Here is a 19,489-nt window from a genome sequence, read left to right on the forward strand (position 1 = left end):
AAGCTAGAAGTGAACTAGAAGAATTCTTTGTGTTATCTTTCCTTTAGATTCTGAAATAATTCAGAATAAAGGTAGAATGCAGCACCTTCTTCGATAAATCGAAGGGTTGCTAAGGCTTCATCGGGTCTAATCCCTCTGCCTTTCTTTATAACATTTCAATACGTTTTTGAACTTAAAGGCACAAATTAACTATTTTTTTTTTTAACAACCAAATTTTTATCAAATTGGTTCTAATTGATTTTTTGCAAATTGACTGGAAAAAATCGCACGCATAATCATTATCCCGACGAAAGAGAAAACACAATACTATGGTTTTATCTTTCGTCTAAATCGTAATTTGAGATTTACTATCGAAGATTCAAAAGCTAAAATGACTATCACTTTTTTTAAATAAAAAGTTCTTCATTTTCCTTTGAATACATTTGGAACAGTAATGAATTAGGTACTTTTTTTTGCGCCAAAGGGTCATTTTTTGATATTTTAAATCTTGGATTGGTCAATTCATTTTTTGAATCGTTTTCCTTTTCTGTTTTGGTTCTGAAACTAAAGCCTTTTAGTAACTGAAATGTCTTTAAGAAATGTTTTGCTGCAGTCATAATTGTAAGATATTAGATATTATTTTTTTTGTGAATTAGATTCTGAAACAAATTCAGAATAAATGAAAAAAACCCTTTTAGATACGTATCCAAAAGGGTTTTAAGTTGTGTTATAAACTTATACTTTTGGAATCAACAGACACGAATGCACATAATGGCATTGGCACAAATCATATTTTTGACTTTAAAATTATTTGTATTCTGGATTTTTAGGTTATTCATTCTATAATTAATATTGTTTTGTTTTCAGCTAGATAGATTTCAAAAAAAAAGCCTCCCATTTTCTTGGGAGGCTTTTGCTATATAAATTTTAATTTAAATTTAAGCAATAGACGACCCACAGGATTTTTCCTGAATGGCTTTATACATATTACACACATTAAATTTCATCTTTCGTTTTTTGTTGTAACAAATATGCTAACTATTTCTGAATTTTCCAAATAAATTTTGAAAAAAAACACAAAGAAAAACGAACCCCACACTCTCTTTATATATTTATATAAGCAGATGAAAAGATTTATCAGCAAAAAAAAGTTAAGATTAATTTGCAATTCAAAATGGTTTCATACATTTGCACCCGAATACAAGAGGAAAAATTTGAACTGATTGCAACCTCTTCATAATGAAATCAATTCATTATGAATACTGAAAATTTTTCAGTAGAAAAAATGCTAAAGCAGAAACTCTTCTTTAGTCCTTTTCAGCAATTATTTTTTCTCGCTTAATTTTAAAATAATAATTATTATGGCCTATTTATTTACGTCAGAATCTGTAAGCGAAGGACATCCAGACAAAATTGCAGATCAAATTTCGGATGCATTAATTGATAATTTTTTGGCATTTGATGCTGACTCAAAAGTAGCTTGCGAAACTTTAGTGACTACTGGCCAGGTAATTTTGGCTGGTGAAGTAAAATCAAATACCTATTTAGACGTACAACAAATCGCTCGTGACGTAATCAGAAAAATTGGTTACACAAAAAGCGAATACATGTTTGAAGCCAATTCTTGTGGAATTCTTTCTGCTATTCACGAACAATCTGCTGATATCAATCAAGGAGTTGACAGAGCAAATCCTGAAGAACAAGGTGCTGGTGACCAAGGAATGATGTTTGGTTATGCTACAAATGAAACAGAAAATTATATGCCTTTGGCACTTGATTTATCTCATAAATTATTACAGGAATTAGCTGTTTTAAGACGTGAAAATAACGAAATTACGTATTTGCGTCCTGATGCTAAATCTCAAGTAACTTTAGAATATAGTGATGACAATAAGCCAACTCGTATTGATGCTATTGTAATCTCAACACAACATGATGATTTTGACGAAGAAGCAACAATGCTTGCAAAAATCAAAAAAGACATCGTTGAAATTTTGATTCCAAGGATTATTGCTAAAAACCCTGCGCATGCTCATTTATTCAACGATGCAATCCAATACCATATCAATCCAACAGGGAAATTCGTAATTGGAGGACCACACGGAGATACTGGATTGACAGGAAGAAAAATCATTGTAGATACCTACGGTGGAAAAGGTGCTCACGGTGGTGGTGCATTCTCTGGAAAAGATCCAAGTAAAGTAGACCGAAGTGCTGCTTATGCTACACGTCACATTGCTAAAAATTTAGTTGCAGCGGGTGTTGCTGACGAGATTTTAGTACAGGTTTCGTATGCAATTGGTGTTGCTAAACCAATGGGTATTTTTATCGATACATACGGAACTTCAAAAGTGAATTTGACCAATGGTGAAATTGCCAAAAAAGTAGAAGCTATTTTTGATATGCGTCCTTACTTTATCGAACAACGTTTAAAATTAAGGAACCCAATCTATAGCGAAACTGCTGCTTACGGCCACATGGGTCGTACACCAGAAACAGTTACTAAAACTTTTTCTGCTCCAGGTGGAAACGAAAAAACAGTTACTGTTGAATTGTTTACTTGGGAAAAATTAGATTTTGTAGAGCAAGTTAAAACAGCATTTGGATTGTAATTTTGGTTTTAGAACTATAGAAATTTAAATCTGATTATATATCAAACCCCGAATTCTGCTACTGCAGACTTCGGGGTTTTTGTTTGGCTATGTGCGGTATTTTTCCTTACTTAGTACAAAATAACTTACCAAAATCATGGCTAGATTCCCTTCTTTCCAGAGCGTACTACAAGCTTCACAAAAAACCATTTTCAGATTCCCTCTGGAAACCATACTGATAATTTTAGGGACTGTATTCGCAATTTCACTCTCAGAGGAAAGAAATGATACAATGGAGACTTTTTATACTAAAAGCATCATGTCTTGCTCGCTGTGTTTGGTTTTATTTCTTTCCGTTAGTTTATATTTCTCCGCGACTCAGAAGAACAGTTGGATTCGATTTTTGACAAGTTTACTACTTGGCGGATTAGTAACTGCTTTTATATTTAGCTTTTCGAAAAAAATAACGGAGGCAGAAGCATTGCAGTTTTTAGTACTCAATATTGCTTTGCATCTATTGGTTTCGTTTGCGGGTTTTATATCAAAAGTCTACAACCAAGAAGAATTTTGGGAATTCAACAAACAACTTTTCCTTCGTATTCTAACCGCTGCCTTGTATAGCGTTGTGCTATATTCCGGATTATCCTTGGCTATTTTTGCGGTACACCATTTATTCAATGTAGATTTTTATGAAAATATTTATATACACTTATTCTTTATCATCGCAGGAATATTTAATACCATTTTCTTTTTATCTGGCGTTCCTGAAACCAACAATGAATCGACTCCACTTATTTTAAAGTATCCAAAAGGGCTTAAAATTTCACTCAATATGTATTGCTTCCATTAATCAGCATTTATCTGGTGATTTTGATTTGTTATGAAACTAAAATCTTAGTCACACTTTCTTTGCCTGTGGGCTGGGTTTCTAATCTCGTTTTAGTTTTTGCCATCTTTGGAATACTCTCTTTTTTACTCGTACATCCTATTGCCGAAGAAACTGGAAATCTTTGGATGCGAACCTTTAACCGTTGGTTTTATTATTTATTAGTCCCGTTATTGGGATTGTTGTTTTGGGCTATTTTATATAGAATCCATCTCTATGGATTTACGCATGAACGCTATTATGTATTGGCATTATCAATTTGGTTAACGATTGTAGTAGCCTATTTTATAATCAAAAAAGAACCTAAAATAAAGTTCATTCCTATCACAATGTGCATAACAGCTTTGCTTACCATTCTTGGACCGCAAAGTGCAGATTCAATATCCAAAAACAGTCAGCTTTCCAGATTTGAGTCCTATTTGCAAAAAATAGAAAAGGAAAAACTCACTTTCGAACATGAGCAAGATTTAAGCAGTATCGTAGATTTCTTAAAAGAAAATTATGGTTCAGAAGTACTTCTTCCTTTTACAAAAGACAAACTAACTGCTCTGATTAAAAAGGACAAAAATCCAAATTCTTCCCAAATCATGGAAGCATTGGGGCTCGATTATCGCTCTCCATACGACCAAAAAGGAAAAAACAACAAAGAATATTTTTATAATTTTTACGAAAACAACAATCAAAATATTGAAAACATTCAAGGGTATGATGTGTCTTTTTCCATTTTGAATACTGAAGATTTAGAATGTAACGAATGTGTAAAAATCGACAATAAGTCTTACTCCATTATTTCTACTAAAAAAGAATACGGAGTAGACTTACAAATCAACCAGGACATTGTTCCGTTGAAGATTGTGGATTTTGTGAACCAAACCCCAGATTTTGATTATAATGAAAATTGGAAACAAAAGATTACACAAAAAATTGAAACTCCTAAATACACGATTTTAATATACTACATAAACGTAAGTGGAGATAGAAAAGGAAATAAAAAAACGGTAAATCAGTTCCAAATCAAAGTGTTATTGGGAATTAAAAACTAAAAAAAAGCCTTTGAAGAATGACCTTCAAAGGCCTTTTATCTTCTGGCAAATCTACTACAAATTATACTTTAAAGAAAAAATCACATAGCGCGGTTGTACTGTATATTGCGAAGTTCTGGTTGCAAACTGGCTAAAATTATCATCATTTAACGAGGTTGTGTTCAACAAATTCGTTCCGCTTACTTTATATTCTAACTTGCTGCCTTTCTTTTGATAAATCAAACTGGCACTTAAAAAATCATATTCATTATTGACCGTTTTAGTGTTGTTATAATAATGATAAAACTCATACTCCGTTACGAATGAAAAACTGTTCAAGAAGAAATAATCCAGTCTTGCAAAAGGCTTTTCCGTGTAAAAAGTAGCATTATTATAATCGTTGGTTACAATATTATACCCCAACTCCAGATTGGGCATATTCTTGTAATTCGTAGACGCTTTCAATGTATAGTTTTGGGTAAAACTCTCGTTTGTTGACAACACATTGTTCTGAATGTTATTGAACTTAGACCAATTTAGAGAAGCTCCCAAAGAGGCTTTGTAATTCTTCAAAAAAGAACGTCCGTAAGAACCATTTCCTGACAGCGTTTCATCTGCAAAATCAGAGTTGAAAGGAGATGATGTTTGATTTACTCCGTTGAATATAGCTCTGGTTTTTATCGCATCGACTCTTTTGGAATAATTGACAAAAGCGGTTATGTTTTCAAAATTAAACATGTTGTATTTAAAGTAACGTAACGAATGTACTTGTGCCGTAGCGTTTTCTAAAAGCCGGTTTCCTTTTGTCAAACTGTTGTAATTTGAGAAAATAAATCCTTCGGCAAGTTGGTTTATATCGCTGAAATTATTGGTGTATGAAAAATTATAGGTTAATGTTTCCGACTTTTTGATTTGATAAATCGCCAAGAAATCCGGTAATGCTCTGAAGAAATTTTGACTATTATTGGTTCCTAATTGCTCATTTGTCATGTTGTAACTGTGCAGACTCACTCCTGGTGTAAAAGTGAATTTTCCGCTCAAAATCTTATAATGCAATCCTAAAAATGTATCGTTGAAATTGTAATTCACATCATTTGTATTCGCAACATCATCTAAATTGTTGACCGTTTCGTTATCCAAAATCTGAAAAATACTGGAGTTGAAATTTTGATGGGAATACGTATTTCCTAGCGTAACATTGATGTTGCTTTTTGGTGTAACCATGTAATAATAATCCAATTTAGCGTCAATCTTATTGGTTTTTACAAAACGACTTTGATTGATGTTATTTCTATTTTGCCCAGAAATATAATCGGCTAAATTAAAAGGTTGCGATTGTAAATTAGCATTATAAAAAGGATCTTCCTCTTGGTACAAATGTTGCATTTCGAAAGCAAAAATATTTTTATCGCTTTGTGTGTAATACAAACTCAGGTTTTGATTTACTGAAATTGGATCTTGCTTTTTTAATGTATTGATGTTTTCAGTTGTAGCATTATTATTATTGACAATAGACTCTCTCAATAACGAATTATTCTCATCCTGTTTGGACAATTTAGCCAATACATCATAGTCAAATTGAAACTTCGTAGTCGGTTTATAGCTGGAACTCAATTTGAACAATCCCAAATTACTTTTTTGATTCGCAGTTTCCTGACGATTCTCTGTAGAAAGAATTTCAGAAGAATTAGGCTGTAAAATATTTGTTTGTGACTTCGTTTCTAAATCAGTTTCAGAAGAAGAAAGAATCCCAAAACCACTTAAAGTCCACGCTTTATTTACATTGTATGAAAAATTTGTAGCTCCAAATTTAGTCTCAATTTCTTTAGCTCTATTATTTCTTAAAAGTGAAATTCCTAAATCATTTGAAGAGACATTAAAACTGGAACCGCCTTTTTGCATCATACCTCTAAAACCGCCCGTGAATTTAAAATAATCCTGTACCGTCAACGGCAATTCGCCAATATTATTGAAATTTGTGATTAAATTGATACTGTATTTTGGATTGTAATAAAATAATTTCGGGTTTATTAAATAGCGACTTTCCTCGTGTGCCACTCCAATTCCTGCCGTCATATCTCCAAACCAGAAATTTTTCTTTCCTGATTTAAGTTTGATGTTCATCGCAATATTGTCCTGATTATTCTCCACTCCTTTTAGCGCACCTATTTCGCTGTAGTTTCGCAACACTTGAATTTTATCAATGGCATCCGCAGGAATGTTTTTTACGCCCAACTTAGTGTCGCCATCAAAAAAATCTTTGCCTTCTACCATCAATTTAGTTACTCTTTTACCTTCGACTTCAACTTCTCCATCTGCGTTTACTTCCACTCCGGGTAATTTTTTCAGCAAGTCTTCCAGTTTTCGTTCTGTTCCGGATTTGAAAGAATCAGCATTATAAACAATGGTATCTCCTTTTATCGAAACCGGCATTTCACGAACAATTTCGACTCCGTCCAATTCAATTCCGCCTTCTTCAAGCACAATGCTCTTAATGCTATTTTCTGAAGTCGTGGTAATGTCCAGTTCTTTATTCTGCATTCCCAAATAACTGATTTTTAAACTATACGCTGTATTTGGTTTTAGATTAAGTACAAACTTCCCTTTGTCATTTGTTATGGCGTAGGAATCCATTCCTTTTGTGGCTTTATTTACCGCCATCACATTGGCCATTTCAAGCCCAACAGTTTTTGAATCGGTAATTAGCCCTTCTAATTTAACGGATTGTGCGAAGGAAATTGAGGTAATAAGAAACAAGGCAATTAGTATTGTGTTTTTCATTTAGGAATTATGGATGAAATCTTATAGTATTGATTTTAAACTCTGATTTGGCTTATTATTAACCTCCAATTCTCATTCTCATTCCGCCATTCCCACCGCGTCCTTGGTTCATCTCTCTAAACTCTTCCATTTTTTTCAATACGATTTCGTCAAATTCTTTTTGAGTCGTTACTTTTCCTTTAGTTGCCGCTTTTATTTCGGTTTTAACTTTAGGATTCAAAACTACTTTCGAACATAAAGTAACCGTTTTGCCGTCATTTACTTCCAATATTAAACCAGGTAATCCCCAGTAGTTTTCCGGCCCTTGATTCACTGGAATTTCCGGTGTATACCAAGCCGTAATTATAACTTCTTTAGGCATGTCCAACTCATCCATAAGATTCGTTTTCTTTGCGGCATCAGCTGGTTTTGTTGTTGCGGTATCTTCTTTTTTTGGTCTGAAATTTCTAAAATCTGTTTTGCTCGCAGGACGCACAGCAGTTGCTTTGAAACAATTATAGCCCCCAATAACTCGGGTTTCACTTTCCATTTTCCATTGTAAATTGGGCAACGAATCTTTTACTAGAAATTCTTTTCCCATAAACTCTTTATCAACGGTGTAGGACTTGTCTTTTACATTTTTATAATACGTTCCTCCTCCGCCCGCCATAGACATCATCATTCGCATTCCGCCACCACCTTGACCTGGCGTATCTAATTTTTCTTCTTCTTTATATATAGATGCCGATTTATCAAAATTAAGAATGAATGTTTTTTCAAACATTTTTTTCATACTTTCCTCAATCCTTTTTTGCATATCCGGAGTCATCTCCTTATTGCCTTCCATTCTGGTTTTGAAATCGGAGGTACTCGTCTTCGATTCGTAAACTGCCATTCCTTGAAATTCCTGAGCGTGAAGCCCCATAAATGATGCGACAGCTAATACTAATGTGAAAATTACTTTATACATACTATTGGATTTTAATACATAAGACTTAAAAATACTGTTTTTGTTACACGCATTCTGTTAAAATAATAGTAAGACAATCCTAATTATAAAAGGTTTAATTGTAATTTCGCTTTCATGAAGAAATTAGTATTATTACTCTTTATTGCTTCGTTTTCAGTTGTGTTTTGTCAGAACCAAAAACTAACTTCCCTTAAAATTGATTCCATCCGTTTTGATGGAGATGCGTTTTTAGGATACGATTCATTTGGTTTTTATTACACCATTAAAAACAATGTTTTTTCTAAAATTAATACACGAGATGCTTTAGAATATAAAAATATTTCTTTGGGTAAAATCACCAAAGTTGACTTACAAAACCCTCTTAAAATCGTCTTGTTTTACGAAAATTTCAATACTGTTATCGTATTGGACAATCAATTGAATGAAACCCAAAAAATCAATTTTTCAGAGCGTGAAATTCCCATTGTGGCTTCAGCAATTGGAATTGCATCTCAAAATCAGTTTTGGATTTACAATAGTATGAATCAGCAACTGGGACTGTATGATTATTTAAGCAATAATTACAAGACCATTTCAGTTCCGTTTACAGAGAGCATTAAGAATTATTCTTCAGATTTCAATGTCTTTCATTGGGTTGACAATAAAAACAACTGGTATGTATGTGACATTTTTGGAAAAATAATAAGTAAGGGAATAATTCCTGATTTTGATTCCATTGCAATTATTAATGAAAATCAGATTATTTATTCCAAGGACTCTGTTTTGACTTTATATGATTTGAAAAAAGGTAAAAAAACTGAAATTAAAATTTCAGAAAAAACGTTTAAAAAATTCTATTACAAAGACCAAATTTTATCTATTTTTACATCAACAGGAATTACAAATTATAAAATCATACTACCATAATGCACATAGCAATAGCAGGAAATATAGGTTCGGGAAAAACAACTTTAACGCGTCTATTAGCGAAACATTTCAAGTGGGAACCGCATTTTGAAGATGTAGTTGATAATCCGTACTTGGATGATTTTTATCATCAAATGGAACGTTGGTCTTTTAATTTACAAATATATTTCTTGAATAGTCGTTTCCGTCAGGTGATACAAATTCGTGAAAGCGGTAAAAAAATAGTACAAGACCGAACTATTTATGAAGATGCTCATATTTTTGCGCCTAACCTTTACGCAATGGGTTTGATGACCAATCGTGATTTCCAGAATTATTCCTCTCTTTTTGAATTAATGGAATCCACGGTTAAAGCGCCGGATTTATTGATTTATTTAAGAAGTTCTATCCCTAACTTAGTGGGACAAATACACAAACGGGGCCGTGAATACGAAAACTCAATATCCATTGATTATTTGAGCCGTTTGAACGAGCGCTACGAAGGTTGGATTCAAACCTACGACAAAGGAAAATTAATGGTTATTGACGTTGACAACATTAATTTTGTTGACAATCCTGAAGATTTAGGAACTATTTTTAACCGTATCGATGCAGAATTGAACGGGTTATTCTAGAAAATTATTCCATTTTATAAACAAAAATGCCTCGCAATTGCGAGGCATTTTTTATTTAGGAACAAAATATTTTATTTCAAAGCATCAATTTTTGCCTGAACTTCAGCATCAGTGCCCTCGAAAACTTGAGTATCCACTTGACCATTTAAGGTTGTCGTTACTTTAGCCACAACCACGCCATTAGTATTCGTTTTTTCGATAGCAACTTCTTTAGAAATTACATGAGTTGGTATCGCTCCTGCATTCATAAACCTACACGTTTTACTGTCACATCCTTTTGCAAGACACTCTTCTTTGGACATAGAAGTACACATTTCAGTTGTAGCGCAGCACCCTGCTTTACCAGAAATGGTATGACTTCCATTACCTAAAATTGGCGCAATCACAAGTCCTATCAAACACGTTAATTTAATCAAAATATTCATCGATGGTCCAGAAGTATCTTTGAACGGATCACCAACAGTATCTCCAGTCACGGCTGCTTTATGCGCATCAGAACCTTTATAGGTCATTTCACCATTAATCAGAACTCCTGCTTCAAAAGATTTTTTGGCATTGTCCCAAGCACCACCTGCATTGTTTTGGAAAACTGCCCAAAGCACGCCAGACACAGTTACTCCAGCCATATACCCTCCTAGCATTTCAGCAATCAATTGGTTGTTTTCCCCGTATACTATTTTACCTAAAAGAACAATAGCGATAGGAAAACCAATTGTTAAAACACCCGGTAACATCATTTCGCGTAAAGCGGCTTTTGTAGAAATATCGACACATTTAGCATATTCCGGTTTTCCGGTTCCTTCCATAATTCCTGGAATCTCCCTGAACTGGCGACGCACTTCATACACCATGTCCATCGCTGCTTTTCCAACAGAATTCATAGCCAAAGCTGAGAAAACTACTGGTATCATTCCTCCCACAAATAACATCGCTAAAACAGGCGCTTTAAAAATATTGATTCCGTCAATTCCTGTAAACGTTACATACGCTGCGAATAAAGCCAGTGACGTTAATGCCGCCGAAGCGATAGCAAAACCTTTTCCTGTTGCTGCCGTTGTATTTCCTACCGAATCCAAAATATCCGTTCTGGTACGCACTTCTTTAGGTAATTCGCTCATTTCAGCAATTCCACCGGCGTTATCTGATATTGGTCCGAAAGCATCAATTGCTAATTGCATCGCCGTTGTTGCCATCATCGCCGAAGCGGCCAATGCCACACCGTAGAATCCAGCAAAAGCATACGAAGTCCAAATCGCAGCTGCAAATAATAAAACGGTTGGAAACGTAGAAATCATTCCTGTCGCTAACCCTGCAATTACGTTAGTTCCTGCTCCAGTACTTGATTTTTGTACAATCGCCATAACTGGTTTTGTACCCAATCCCGTGTAATATTCTGTTACCGATGAGATAACGGCTCCAACAACAAGACCTACTATTGTAGCATAGAAAACGCGCATAGACGAAATTTCTTTAGTCCCTTCTCCAAAGAAATCCATTTTCATGGTTTCCGGCAACATATATTGTACTAAAAAGAAACAAGCGATAGCTGTTAAAATAATAGAAACCCAGTTTCCTATATTCAATGCTTTTTGAACTTGCGCTTCTTTCGCATTATCATCTGTAATTCTTACTAACATCGTTCCGATAATAGAAAATAAAATACCAAAACCAGCGATTGCCATTGGTAATAAAATAGGTCCTATCCCGCCAAAAGCATCTTGAATATTTCCGCCCATGTCTTTGATCACATAATTTCCCAGAACCATCGCCGCCAAAACTGTGGCTACATAAGAACCAAATAAATCGGCACCCATTCCAGCAACATCGCCTACATTATCTCCTACGTTATCCGCAATTGTAGCAGGATTACGAGGGTCATCTTCTGGAATTCCGGCTTCTATTTTCCCAACTAAATCAGCGCCTACATCGGCAGCTTTTGTATAAATTCCGCCACCAACTCTCGCAAACAAAGCGATAGATTCTGCTCCAAGAGAAAATCCTGCTAATGTTTCTAACACAATGGTCATGTCTTCAGTTGAAGTCCAAACGCCGTTCATGAAGAAATGAAAAAAGAAAATAAAGAAGGTTGTCAAACCTAAAACGGCTAAACCCGCAACTCCTAATCCCATTACCGTTCCCCCGCCAAAAGAAACTTTTAGTGCTTGCGGCAAACTGGTACGTGCTGCCTGCGTGGTTCTGACATTTGTTTTTGTTGCGATTTTCATTCCCATATTTCCCGCTAAAGCTGAGAAAAAAGCACCGAAAATAAAAGCAACAACTATTAATATATGTGTGGTAGGAACGATAAATGAAATTCCGGCTAAAACAGCACTTGCTCCTATTACAAAGAAAGTTAACAACCTATATTCTGCTTTTAGGAAAGCCAAAGCCCCTTCGTAGATGTAATCTGAGATCTCTTTCATTTTGCCGTCACCCGGATCTTGTTTTAAAACCCATTTTCTCTTGGCAAACATAAATGCCAGTCCAATAAATGCCATGGCAATAGGCAAATAAATCATTATTGTATTCATAATTTTGGTTTGGTTTTTTGGTTAAAATTAATACTGTAACAAAACGAATTTAAACAAAAAAGCAACACTCTTAACAGAATGTTGCTTTTTTTATAAAAATTATGGAAGTTATTTATTTAATACTAAATAATCCTTCTGGTTTGTTTTCAATTTGATCAAAACGCTCCGTACACTCTTTAATAATGGCATACGCTTCATTTACATCTCCCCAACCTTCAACATCAACCTGTTTGTTTTCAAGATCTTTGTACACCTGAAAGAAATGTTCAATCTCTTTTAATAGGTGTGGATTAATATCTGACAGGTTTTCCAATGAATTCCAGATTGGATCTGAAACGGGTACACAGATTACTTTTTCATCCGGTCCTTTATCATCCGCCATGTGGAAAACACCGATAGGTTTTACTTCCATTACACATCCAGGAAAAGTCGGTTCAGTTACCAAGACCAAAACATCTAATGGATCTCCGTCTAAGGCTAATGTTTCCGGGATAAATCCGTAATCAGCCGGATACATCATCGATGAGAATAACATTCTGTCAAAACGCATTCTTTTTATTTCGAAATCATATTCGTATTTATTTCTACTTCCTCTTGGTATTTCGATTAAGACATCGAAAGTTGTTAATTTGTCTGCAGTCATTTTAGTTTTTTCTTATCTATAATTATGGGTGCAAAAATAAGGAAACTATACGGTTGCACAATAAAAAATTGATGTTATCTCTTGATTAAATTTTAACTGTGAGTACTTTAGTAAACCACCGTCCTATTTCGTTTGTTTAAATAATGGTGCCACAAAAGATAGGTTGCAAAAGAACGATACGGACTCCATTTTATAGTATGGACTTCCATGGCGTCTTTATCGTGAATATCCAGTAATTCTTTTATGGTATTTACTACCGCAATATCTCCTAACGGTAATAAATCTGGGGCTTGCAGACAAAACATCAAGTAGATATCGATAGTCCAGTTTCCTATTCCTTTGATCTTGATGAGTTCCTCCCGTACTTGCTGAGCCGTTTTGGTTGGCAGACTTTCTAAATCAAGGTCTTTATTTAAAATAGCTGTCGCCAAAGCTTTGATATAAGACGTTTTTTGGCGGCTTACGCCAAGATTTCTAAATTCGGCATCGGATACCTGAAGAAGAATTTCGGGTGCTACCGTTTTTTGACTCGCTTTTATTTTTAAAAAAGTGGCTTTAGCCGAATCTATAGACACTTGCTGTTCCAAAATCAACAATACCAAAGTCTCAAAACCTTGAGGCCTTTTGGGAATCGTTGGCATTCCATATTGTTCAATAATTGCTTTGAAAATGGTATCTTTTTCTAAAAGATAGTTGATGGCTTCTTGCATAGTCTAATGTTTTTTAGCCCAGATGGAAACGGCATCCTTTTTATAAGGCGATTTTTCTTCGCCTTATAAAAAGATAAAGTGTACAGCTGGAAATAGCTCCTGATTCCTCCTAATGTCTGAATGACAATTTGTTGTTACTTTCTTAGAAATGAAATCCAAACGATCCTTTTACGGAAAAGCGTTGTGTATCCGGTGTATTCAAATAACTACCGCGCCAAGCGAAATCGATACGGAATACTTTGAAGATATTCCCGATTCCTGCGCTGTATTCCCAATATCCTTTTTCGGGCGCACTATAAATTAAACCCGATGCATTAATCGCTCTATTTTCATCAGAAATGGTTCCATAAACCCCTTTTATGGATACAATTTCTCTCCAATTAAGCTTACGCATAAACGGGATTCTGGAAAAAATTTTGCCATTGAAATTGTGATTCCATTGCAAAGTAGCATATTGGTCTGACACAAATTCATAAAAATTAAGATTGCTGAAAGTGTTTTCTATCGTAAAATAGGTTTGGTTTCCAGGAATAACACTCAATAATCCCAAAGGAACTGTCCCAAAGGTTTTACCCACCTCCATAATAATATTGGTTCTTCCTAAAGCCCCGATAATAATAGGTTGTTTGTAATACAATTGCAATTTATCATATTTGAAATCACCGTTCAACAACCCCTTAAAACCGTGGCTGTAGTTGACAAAAAATCGACTGAAATGGCTATCCACAATGTCTCTTTCCACACCGACCCCAATAGTTCTCCTCTTTGGCGAATATTCAACCTGAAAATTAACTTCTGATTGTTTTACCTCACTTTCTATAACGGAATTTGCTATATCCGTATAATAATCCAAACTAAACGTAGTAGAAGCAGACTCCAGCGTACGATAGGAAAATCCAGTTTGAAAAATTAAATTTTTAATGGGTTCTATCTCTACCGCAATAGTACTCAAATTGATATTGGTCAGTTTCCCGTTGCTACCGGACGAAAACACTGAGGACGAAGCAAAACTTCTGCCCAAAATGTCGTTTGTGGTGGTTAAGCTGGCACCTATTTGTTCAATATCGCGCCTATTCCCTCCGGACAAAATGATTCGGTTTTTCTTGTCAACCATCCATTTCCCTGAAAGTCCATATTTGAATTTATCATCATCAAATCCATACGCCGTGTAGGCTTGAATACGCCATGGATCGTTAGGTCCAAAATACGTCCTTCCTCCTACTCGCAATCGTATTCCCTCCACTTCATTATACCCAAATGTGGAAAAAACGGGCCCATAATCGAAATTTTTAAATTCCACATAACCGCTCCCAAGTATCGAAACCAGATTATACAATCGTTTAAATTTATTAACCGTTTGCAAGGTATCCAGCATTTTATAAACACCCAATTCATCCTTGCTTAGGTTTTCGAAACGGTTTTCGTTCCAGTATTCATCGGATTTATTGTAGACTTCGTTATCCATATAATTGACCTCATCTTTATAAAAAGCTACTGGTTGCTCCTTATTAAATTGATGATTTCTATAAAATGTGGTTCGCTTTCCATAAACTCCTTTGGAATTTTCTTTTTTGTTTAAAGCAAAATCAGACATTAAATAATCCTTCGTAAGCAAGAAAACAGAATCATTGACTACCTCAAATTCTTGCTCTAAATAAATATCTTTTACCCAGTTAATATTGGCACTTTTGGTAACCGCCATATTTATTTTCTTGATGGCAAACGTCGAATCATTCACCCAGAAATCCCCTTTGAAAGTCAATTCGTTTTTACGTCTTGGATAAAACACAATATTATAACACCATTTTTTATCAATGTATGCACTGTCTTTCAACACATAATTGTAGACATCAATCCCGGTTTTAGATAACGGACTGGTAAAGCTTTTGTCAAAAAAAGTTAAGTAATTATTGTAGACATTATAATCGGAATACAAGTCTTTTACAAAAGACAAAATCTGTTGATTTCCATTAAACCCTGACGTTTTATTGGCTTTTATTTTTTCTTTTACTCTTTTTAATTTGTTATCTCCATAAACATCATGGAGTGATTCATTTATAAAAATAGGCAAATAGGTTTTCCCGGTTACTCTGGAAGTATCCATTTGATCAAATATAAACTCCATGCCTTTGAAAAGCTTGCTTTTCATAAAAGCACTATCGATAGAATTCATGTCAAATTCTATTTTTTCATACTTTTCCATCTGGTATTGGTCAAACAAATGCAATCCATTTTTACGTTTTCTCTCCCAAATTTTCCTAAGAATGTCTAGCGCAGGATTGTTCTTTTTCGACGTTTTACCGGCAAAAACAACTACTTCGTTTAAGCTCTCGGCTTCGTTCAGTTGAATTTTGAAATTGTAGTTTACAGGCTTGTCTAAAATAATTTCCTTCTCAGAGAAACCTACTGAAGATATTACTAAAGTAGTATATGTTTTTGGGGATTCGAGGTAAAACCGACCATCTTCATTGGTAACAATTCCTTCGCTGGAATCTTTGAAAACCACATTTGCAAAAGGAATTGGCTGATTTGATTTATCTACCACAATACCACTCACTTTTGTTTGCGCAAAAACTGCGTTTGTTGAAACAAACAAAAAAAACAGGAGAAACAAGAGATTCTTTTTCATAATCATTCAAAAAAAAACTTCATCAAATAAATAAATAATTGATGAAGTTATTAAACCTAGGCTTCTTAGATTATCAAACTTTTTAGATTAAAATCTTACAATTTAAGAAGTCTAACAATAGCTAAAAGATCTATTTTTTATACATTACTTTTTTAACTGCTTTTACAACATCACCTGCATTTGGCAACCATTCTTTCAACAATACTGGAGAGTACGGCGCTGGAGTATCCGCAGTTGTGATACGTTGAATAGGCGCATCCAAGAAATCAAAAGCGCGTTCTTGAACGATATACGTAATTTCAGAAGCTACACTTGCAAAAGGCCAAGCTTCCTCAAGAACCACCAATCTATTTGTTTTTTTAACCGATGTTAAAATCGTCTCATAATCCATAGGACGTACGGTTCTCAAATCGATAATTTCACAAGAAATTCCTTCTTTGGCTAATTCGTCAGCAGCAATATGAGCTTCTTTGATAATTTTTCCAAAAGAAACGATAGTTACATCAGTACCTTCCCGTTTGATATCAGCAACTCCCAGTGGAATGGTATATTCCCCATCTGGCACTTCTCCTTTATCACCATACATTTGTTCCGATTCCATGAAAATCACAGGATCATTATCACGAATAGCCGCTTTCAACAATCCTTTTGCATCATAAACCGTAGATGGAACTACCACTTTAAGACCCGGAGTGTTCGCAAACCAGTTTTCTAATGCTTGTGAGTGAGTCGCCCCTAATTGTCCTGCCGAAGCAGTTGGACCACGAAAAACGATAGGCACATTAAATTGTCCACCAGTCATCTGACGCATTTTGGCAGCGTTATTTATAATTTGGTCAATCCCTACTAAACAGAAATTGAACGTCATATATTCTACAATCGGTCTGCATCCGTTCATTGCCGATCCTACTGCAATACCAGTAAAACCAAGCTCAGCAATAGGAGTATCAATGACTCTTTTCTCGCCAAATTCAGCAAGCATTCCTTTAGATGCTTTATACGCACCATTATATTCTGCAACTTCTTCACCCATTAAGTAGATGGACTCATCGTGACGCATTTCCTCACTCATCGCTTCGCAAATGGCCTCTCTAAATTGTATCGTTCTCATATTATATGTTGTATGTGTCTAATTTTCGAAAAGCAAAAATAAATATTTTATATCACTTAAAAGCATAAATTACTTTAAATTAATCAGGTTTTATAATGATATTTTCCAGGAGCTATTTCCGGCTATACGCTGTATCTTCCTGTGGCTAAAGGAACCACAGGAAGGATGCCGCTGCTATCCGGGCTACGAAATCGAAATAGTATTGAAAAATATTATGCATGCATACTATATTATTCAAATTATTATTTTAAATTTGTCAAAGCTTTTTAGAAAAATCAAAATATATACTTATGAAAATATTAGTTTGCATCAGTCACGTTCCTGATACTACTTCAAAAATTAACTTCGTTAACGGTGATTCTGAATTTGACACCAATGGGGTACAATATGTAATCAATCCAAATGACGAATTTGGTTTGACACGTGCCATTTGGTTTCAAGAACAACAAGGCGCAACGGTTACTGTTGTGAATGTTGGAGGACCTGAAACCGAACCCACTTTAAGAAAAGCATTAGCAATAGGCGCTAACGAAGCTATTCGTGTAAACGCAAATCCTACTGACGGATTTTTCGTTGCCAAACAACTTGCCGAAGTAATCAAAAACGGAAGTTACGATGTAATTATCGCCGGAAAAGAATCTTTAGACTATAATGGCGGAATGGTTCCCGGAATGATTGCCGGAATTTTAGGATACAACTTCCTTAATTCTTGCACAAACCTTACTGTTGAAGGAACTAGCGTAAAAGCAGTTCGTGAGATTGATGGTGGAAAAGAAACCGTTGCTACTGCTTTACCGATAATCATTGGTGGACAAAAAGGATTGGTGGAAGAAAAAGACCTGCGTATTCCAAACATGAGAGGAATTATGACTGCAAGAACTAAAGCCTTGACAATTCTGGAGCCAGTTGATGCCACTGTAAATACAAAAGCAGTAAAATTTGAAAAACCAGCTCCTAAATCAGCAGTGAAATTAATCTCTCCTGACAATTTAGACGAATTAATCAATTTATTACACAACGAAGCGAAAGTAATATAATTAGGAATTAAAAATTACGAATTACGAATTTTTGAAATCTTTAAATTTTTCAATTATTTAATCTTTTAATCTAAAATCATTATGTCAATATTAATATATGCGGAATACGCAGAAGGAAAATTTAAAAAAGTAGCATTCGAATTGGCTTCTTACGCAAAAAAAGTAGCGGAATCTTTAGGAACTACCGTTACAGCAGTAACCGTAAATGCAGGAGATGTTTCGGAATTATCAAAATACGGAGTAGATAAAGTGTTAAAAGTAAACAACGATAAATTATCAGGATTTACTGCAAAAGCGTACGCTGATGTCATCAAACAAGCTGCTCAAAAAGAAAACGTGAAATTAGTTTTACTTTCATCAACTACGGATAGTATTTACCTTTCCTCACTTGTTGCAGTAGCACTAGAAGCAGGTTACGCTTCGAATGTTGTTGGATTACCCGTTTCAACTTCGCCTTTTCAAGTAAAAAGAAATGCTTTTTCAAACAAAGCTTTCAATATCACTGAAATTGCAACTGATGTAAAAGTGCTTGGACTGGCTAAAAACTCTTATGGTGTTTTTGAAAATGCATCCACATTAACTCAAGAAGATTTTAATCCAACAATTGGAGACAATGATTTTGGCGTAAAAGTAGAATCAGTAGAAAAAGGTTCTGGAAAAGTTTCTATTGCTGATGCTGACATTGTAGTTTCGGCTGGTCGTGGATTAAAAGGTCCTGAAAACTGGGGAATGGTAGAAGAATTAGCCACAGTTCTTGGAGCTGCAACTGCTTGTTCAAAACCAGTTTCTGATTTAGGATGGAGACCTCACGGAGAACACGTAGGACAAACTGGAAAACCGGTTGCTACAAACCTTTATATTGCGATTGGAATTTCGGGAGCGATACAACATATTGCTGGAATCAACTCTTCTAAAGTTAAAGTTGTAATCAACAGCGATCCGGAAGCGCCATTTTTCAAAGTAGCTGACTACGGAGTTGTTGGAGATGCTTTTGAAATTGTACCAAAATTAATTGAGAAATTAAAAGCTTTCAAAGCACATAATTCCTAATCAACAGGAAATCATTAAATCGATTTAAATGCTACTTAAAAATAAGATAT

At 34.8% G+C, this 19,489-nt stretch carries 15 protein-coding genes and 1 riboswitch; of the genes, 7 read left to right on the top strand and 8 right to left on the bottom strand.

Translation table 11 applies throughout. The features are described from left to right. Nucleotides 1-29: 29 nt before the first annotated feature. A riboswitch (SAM riboswitch) is annotated at nucleotides 30-154 on the bottom strand. A gap of 232 nt (nucleotides 155-386) precedes the next feature. Continuing rightward, nucleotides 387-596 carry a hypothetical protein gene (locus E0I61_RS00245; protein WP_132068661.1) on the bottom strand — a complete coding sequence of 70 codons (210 nt, stop codon included), beginning with the start codon at nucleotides 594-596 and terminating at the stop codon, nucleotides 387-389. A 744-nt stretch (nucleotides 597-1,340) separates the two neighbouring features. On the opposite strand from E0I61_RS00245, the gene metK reads away from it, so the two are divergent. The 3 genes from metK (at nucleotide 1,341) to E0I61_RS16400 (ending at nucleotide 4,499) form a co-directional block, all read left to right on the top strand. Further along, nucleotides 1,341-2,591 carry a methionine adenosyltransferase gene (gene metK, locus E0I61_RS00250; RefSeq protein WP_132068663.1) on the top strand — a complete coding sequence of 417 codons (1,251 nt, stop codon included), beginning with the start codon at nucleotides 1,341-1,343 and terminating at the stop codon, nucleotides 2,589-2,591. A gap of 136 nt (nucleotides 2,592-2,727) precedes the next feature. Then, nucleotides 2,728-3,420: a DUF4153 domain-containing protein gene (locus E0I61_RS16395; RefSeq protein ID WP_235832038.1), complete on the top strand. Its 693-nt coding sequence runs from the start codon at nucleotides 2,728-2,730 to the stop codon at nucleotides 3,418-3,420. Then, nucleotides 3,408-4,499, top strand: a complete 1,092-nt coding sequence (locus tag E0I61_RS16400; protein WP_235832039.1) for a DUF4153 domain-containing protein — start codon at nucleotides 3,408-3,410, stop codon at nucleotides 4,497-4,499. Before E0I61_RS16395 ends, E0I61_RS16400 begins: the two co-directional genes overlap by 13 nt. 54 nt (nucleotides 4,500-4,553) lie before the next feature. On the opposite strand, the gene E0I61_RS00260 is transcribed toward E0I61_RS16400, so the two are convergent. After that, nucleotides 4,554-7,259: a carboxypeptidase-like regulatory domain-containing protein gene (locus E0I61_RS00260; RefSeq protein WP_132068665.1), complete on the bottom strand. Its 2,706-nt coding sequence runs from the start codon at nucleotides 7,257-7,259 to the stop codon at nucleotides 4,554-4,556. A gap of 58 nt (nucleotides 7,260-7,317) precedes the next feature. Beyond that, the gene (locus E0I61_RS00265; protein ID WP_132068667.1) at nucleotides 7,318-8,208 is read right to left on the bottom strand and encodes a GLPGLI family protein; all 891 of its coding nucleotides are present in this window, start codon (nucleotides 8,206-8,208) and stop codon (nucleotides 7,318-7,320) included. Between the two features lie 114 nt (nucleotides 8,209-8,322). Here E0I61_RS00265 and E0I61_RS00270 point away from each other — a divergent pair, with 114 nt between their 5' ends. Together E0I61_RS00270 and E0I61_RS00275 are read left to right on the top strand one after the other, a co-directional pair. Further along, nucleotides 8,323-9,114: a hypothetical protein gene (locus E0I61_RS00270; protein WP_132068669.1), complete on the top strand. Its 792-nt coding sequence runs from the start codon at nucleotides 8,323-8,325 to the stop codon at nucleotides 9,112-9,114. After that, nucleotides 9,114-9,728, top strand: a complete 615-nt coding sequence (locus E0I61_RS00275) for a deoxynucleoside kinase (protein ID WP_132068671.1) — start codon at nucleotides 9,114-9,116, stop codon at nucleotides 9,726-9,728. Before E0I61_RS00270 ends, E0I61_RS00275 begins: the two co-directional genes overlap by 1 nt. 71 nt (nucleotides 9,729-9,799) lie before the next feature. Here the strand turns inward: E0I61_RS00275 and E0I61_RS00280 are convergent, their stop codons facing one another. The 5 genes from E0I61_RS00280 to E0I61_RS00300 all read right to left on the bottom strand — a co-directional run bounded on the left by E0I61_RS00280 (nucleotide 9,800) and on the right by E0I61_RS00300 (nucleotide 17,352). Beyond that, entirely contained in the window at nucleotides 9,800-12,259 is a 2,460-nt protein-coding gene (locus tag E0I61_RS00280) for a sodium-translocating pyrophosphatase (RefSeq protein ID WP_131991469.1), read from the bottom strand. A gap of 112 nt (nucleotides 12,260-12,371) precedes the next feature. Beyond that, the gene (locus tag E0I61_RS00285) at nucleotides 12,372-12,902 is read right to left on the bottom strand and encodes an inorganic diphosphatase (RefSeq protein ID WP_131991467.1); all 531 of its coding nucleotides are present in this window, start codon (nucleotides 12,900-12,902) and stop codon (nucleotides 12,372-12,374) included. 107 nt (nucleotides 12,903-13,009) lie between these two features. After that, on the bottom strand, nucleotides 13,010-13,612 hold the full coding sequence (locus tag E0I61_RS00290) for a DNA-3-methyladenine glycosylase family protein (RefSeq protein ID WP_132068673.1): 603 nt from the start codon (nucleotides 13,610-13,612) through the stop codon (nucleotides 13,010-13,012). Nucleotides 13,613-13,754: 142 nt separating this feature from the next. Beyond that, nucleotides 13,755-16,241 (bottom strand): DUF5686 and carboxypeptidase-like regulatory domain-containing protein, encoded by a 2,487-nt coding sequence (locus tag E0I61_RS00295; protein WP_132068675.1) that lies wholly within the window; start codon nucleotides 16,239-16,241, stop codon nucleotides 13,755-13,757. A 130-nt stretch (nucleotides 16,242-16,371) separates the two neighbouring features. Beyond that, entirely contained in the window at nucleotides 16,372-17,352 is a 981-nt protein-coding gene (locus tag E0I61_RS00300) for a pyruvate dehydrogenase complex E1 component subunit beta (RefSeq protein WP_091204253.1), read from the bottom strand. Nucleotides 17,353-17,642: 290 nt separating this feature from the next. Between E0I61_RS00300 and E0I61_RS00305 the strand changes: the two genes are divergently transcribed. After that, nucleotides 17,643-18,389: an electron transfer flavoprotein subunit beta/FixA family protein gene (locus E0I61_RS00305; protein ID WP_131991463.1), complete on the top strand. Its 747-nt coding sequence runs from the start codon at nucleotides 17,643-17,645 to the stop codon at nucleotides 18,387-18,389. 81 nt (nucleotides 18,390-18,470) lie between these two features. Then, on the top strand, nucleotides 18,471-19,439 hold the full coding sequence (locus tag E0I61_RS00310; RefSeq protein ID WP_131991461.1) for an electron transfer flavoprotein subunit alpha/FixB family protein: 969 nt from the start codon (nucleotides 18,471-18,473) through the stop codon (nucleotides 19,437-19,439). Nucleotides 19,440-19,489: the final 50 nt, after the last annotated feature.

The sequence above is a fragment of the Flavobacterium ranwuense genome (genome assembly GCF_004349315.1).
GTDB lineage: Bacteria > Bacteroidota > Bacteroidia > Flavobacteriales > Flavobacteriaceae > Flavobacterium > Flavobacterium ranwuense.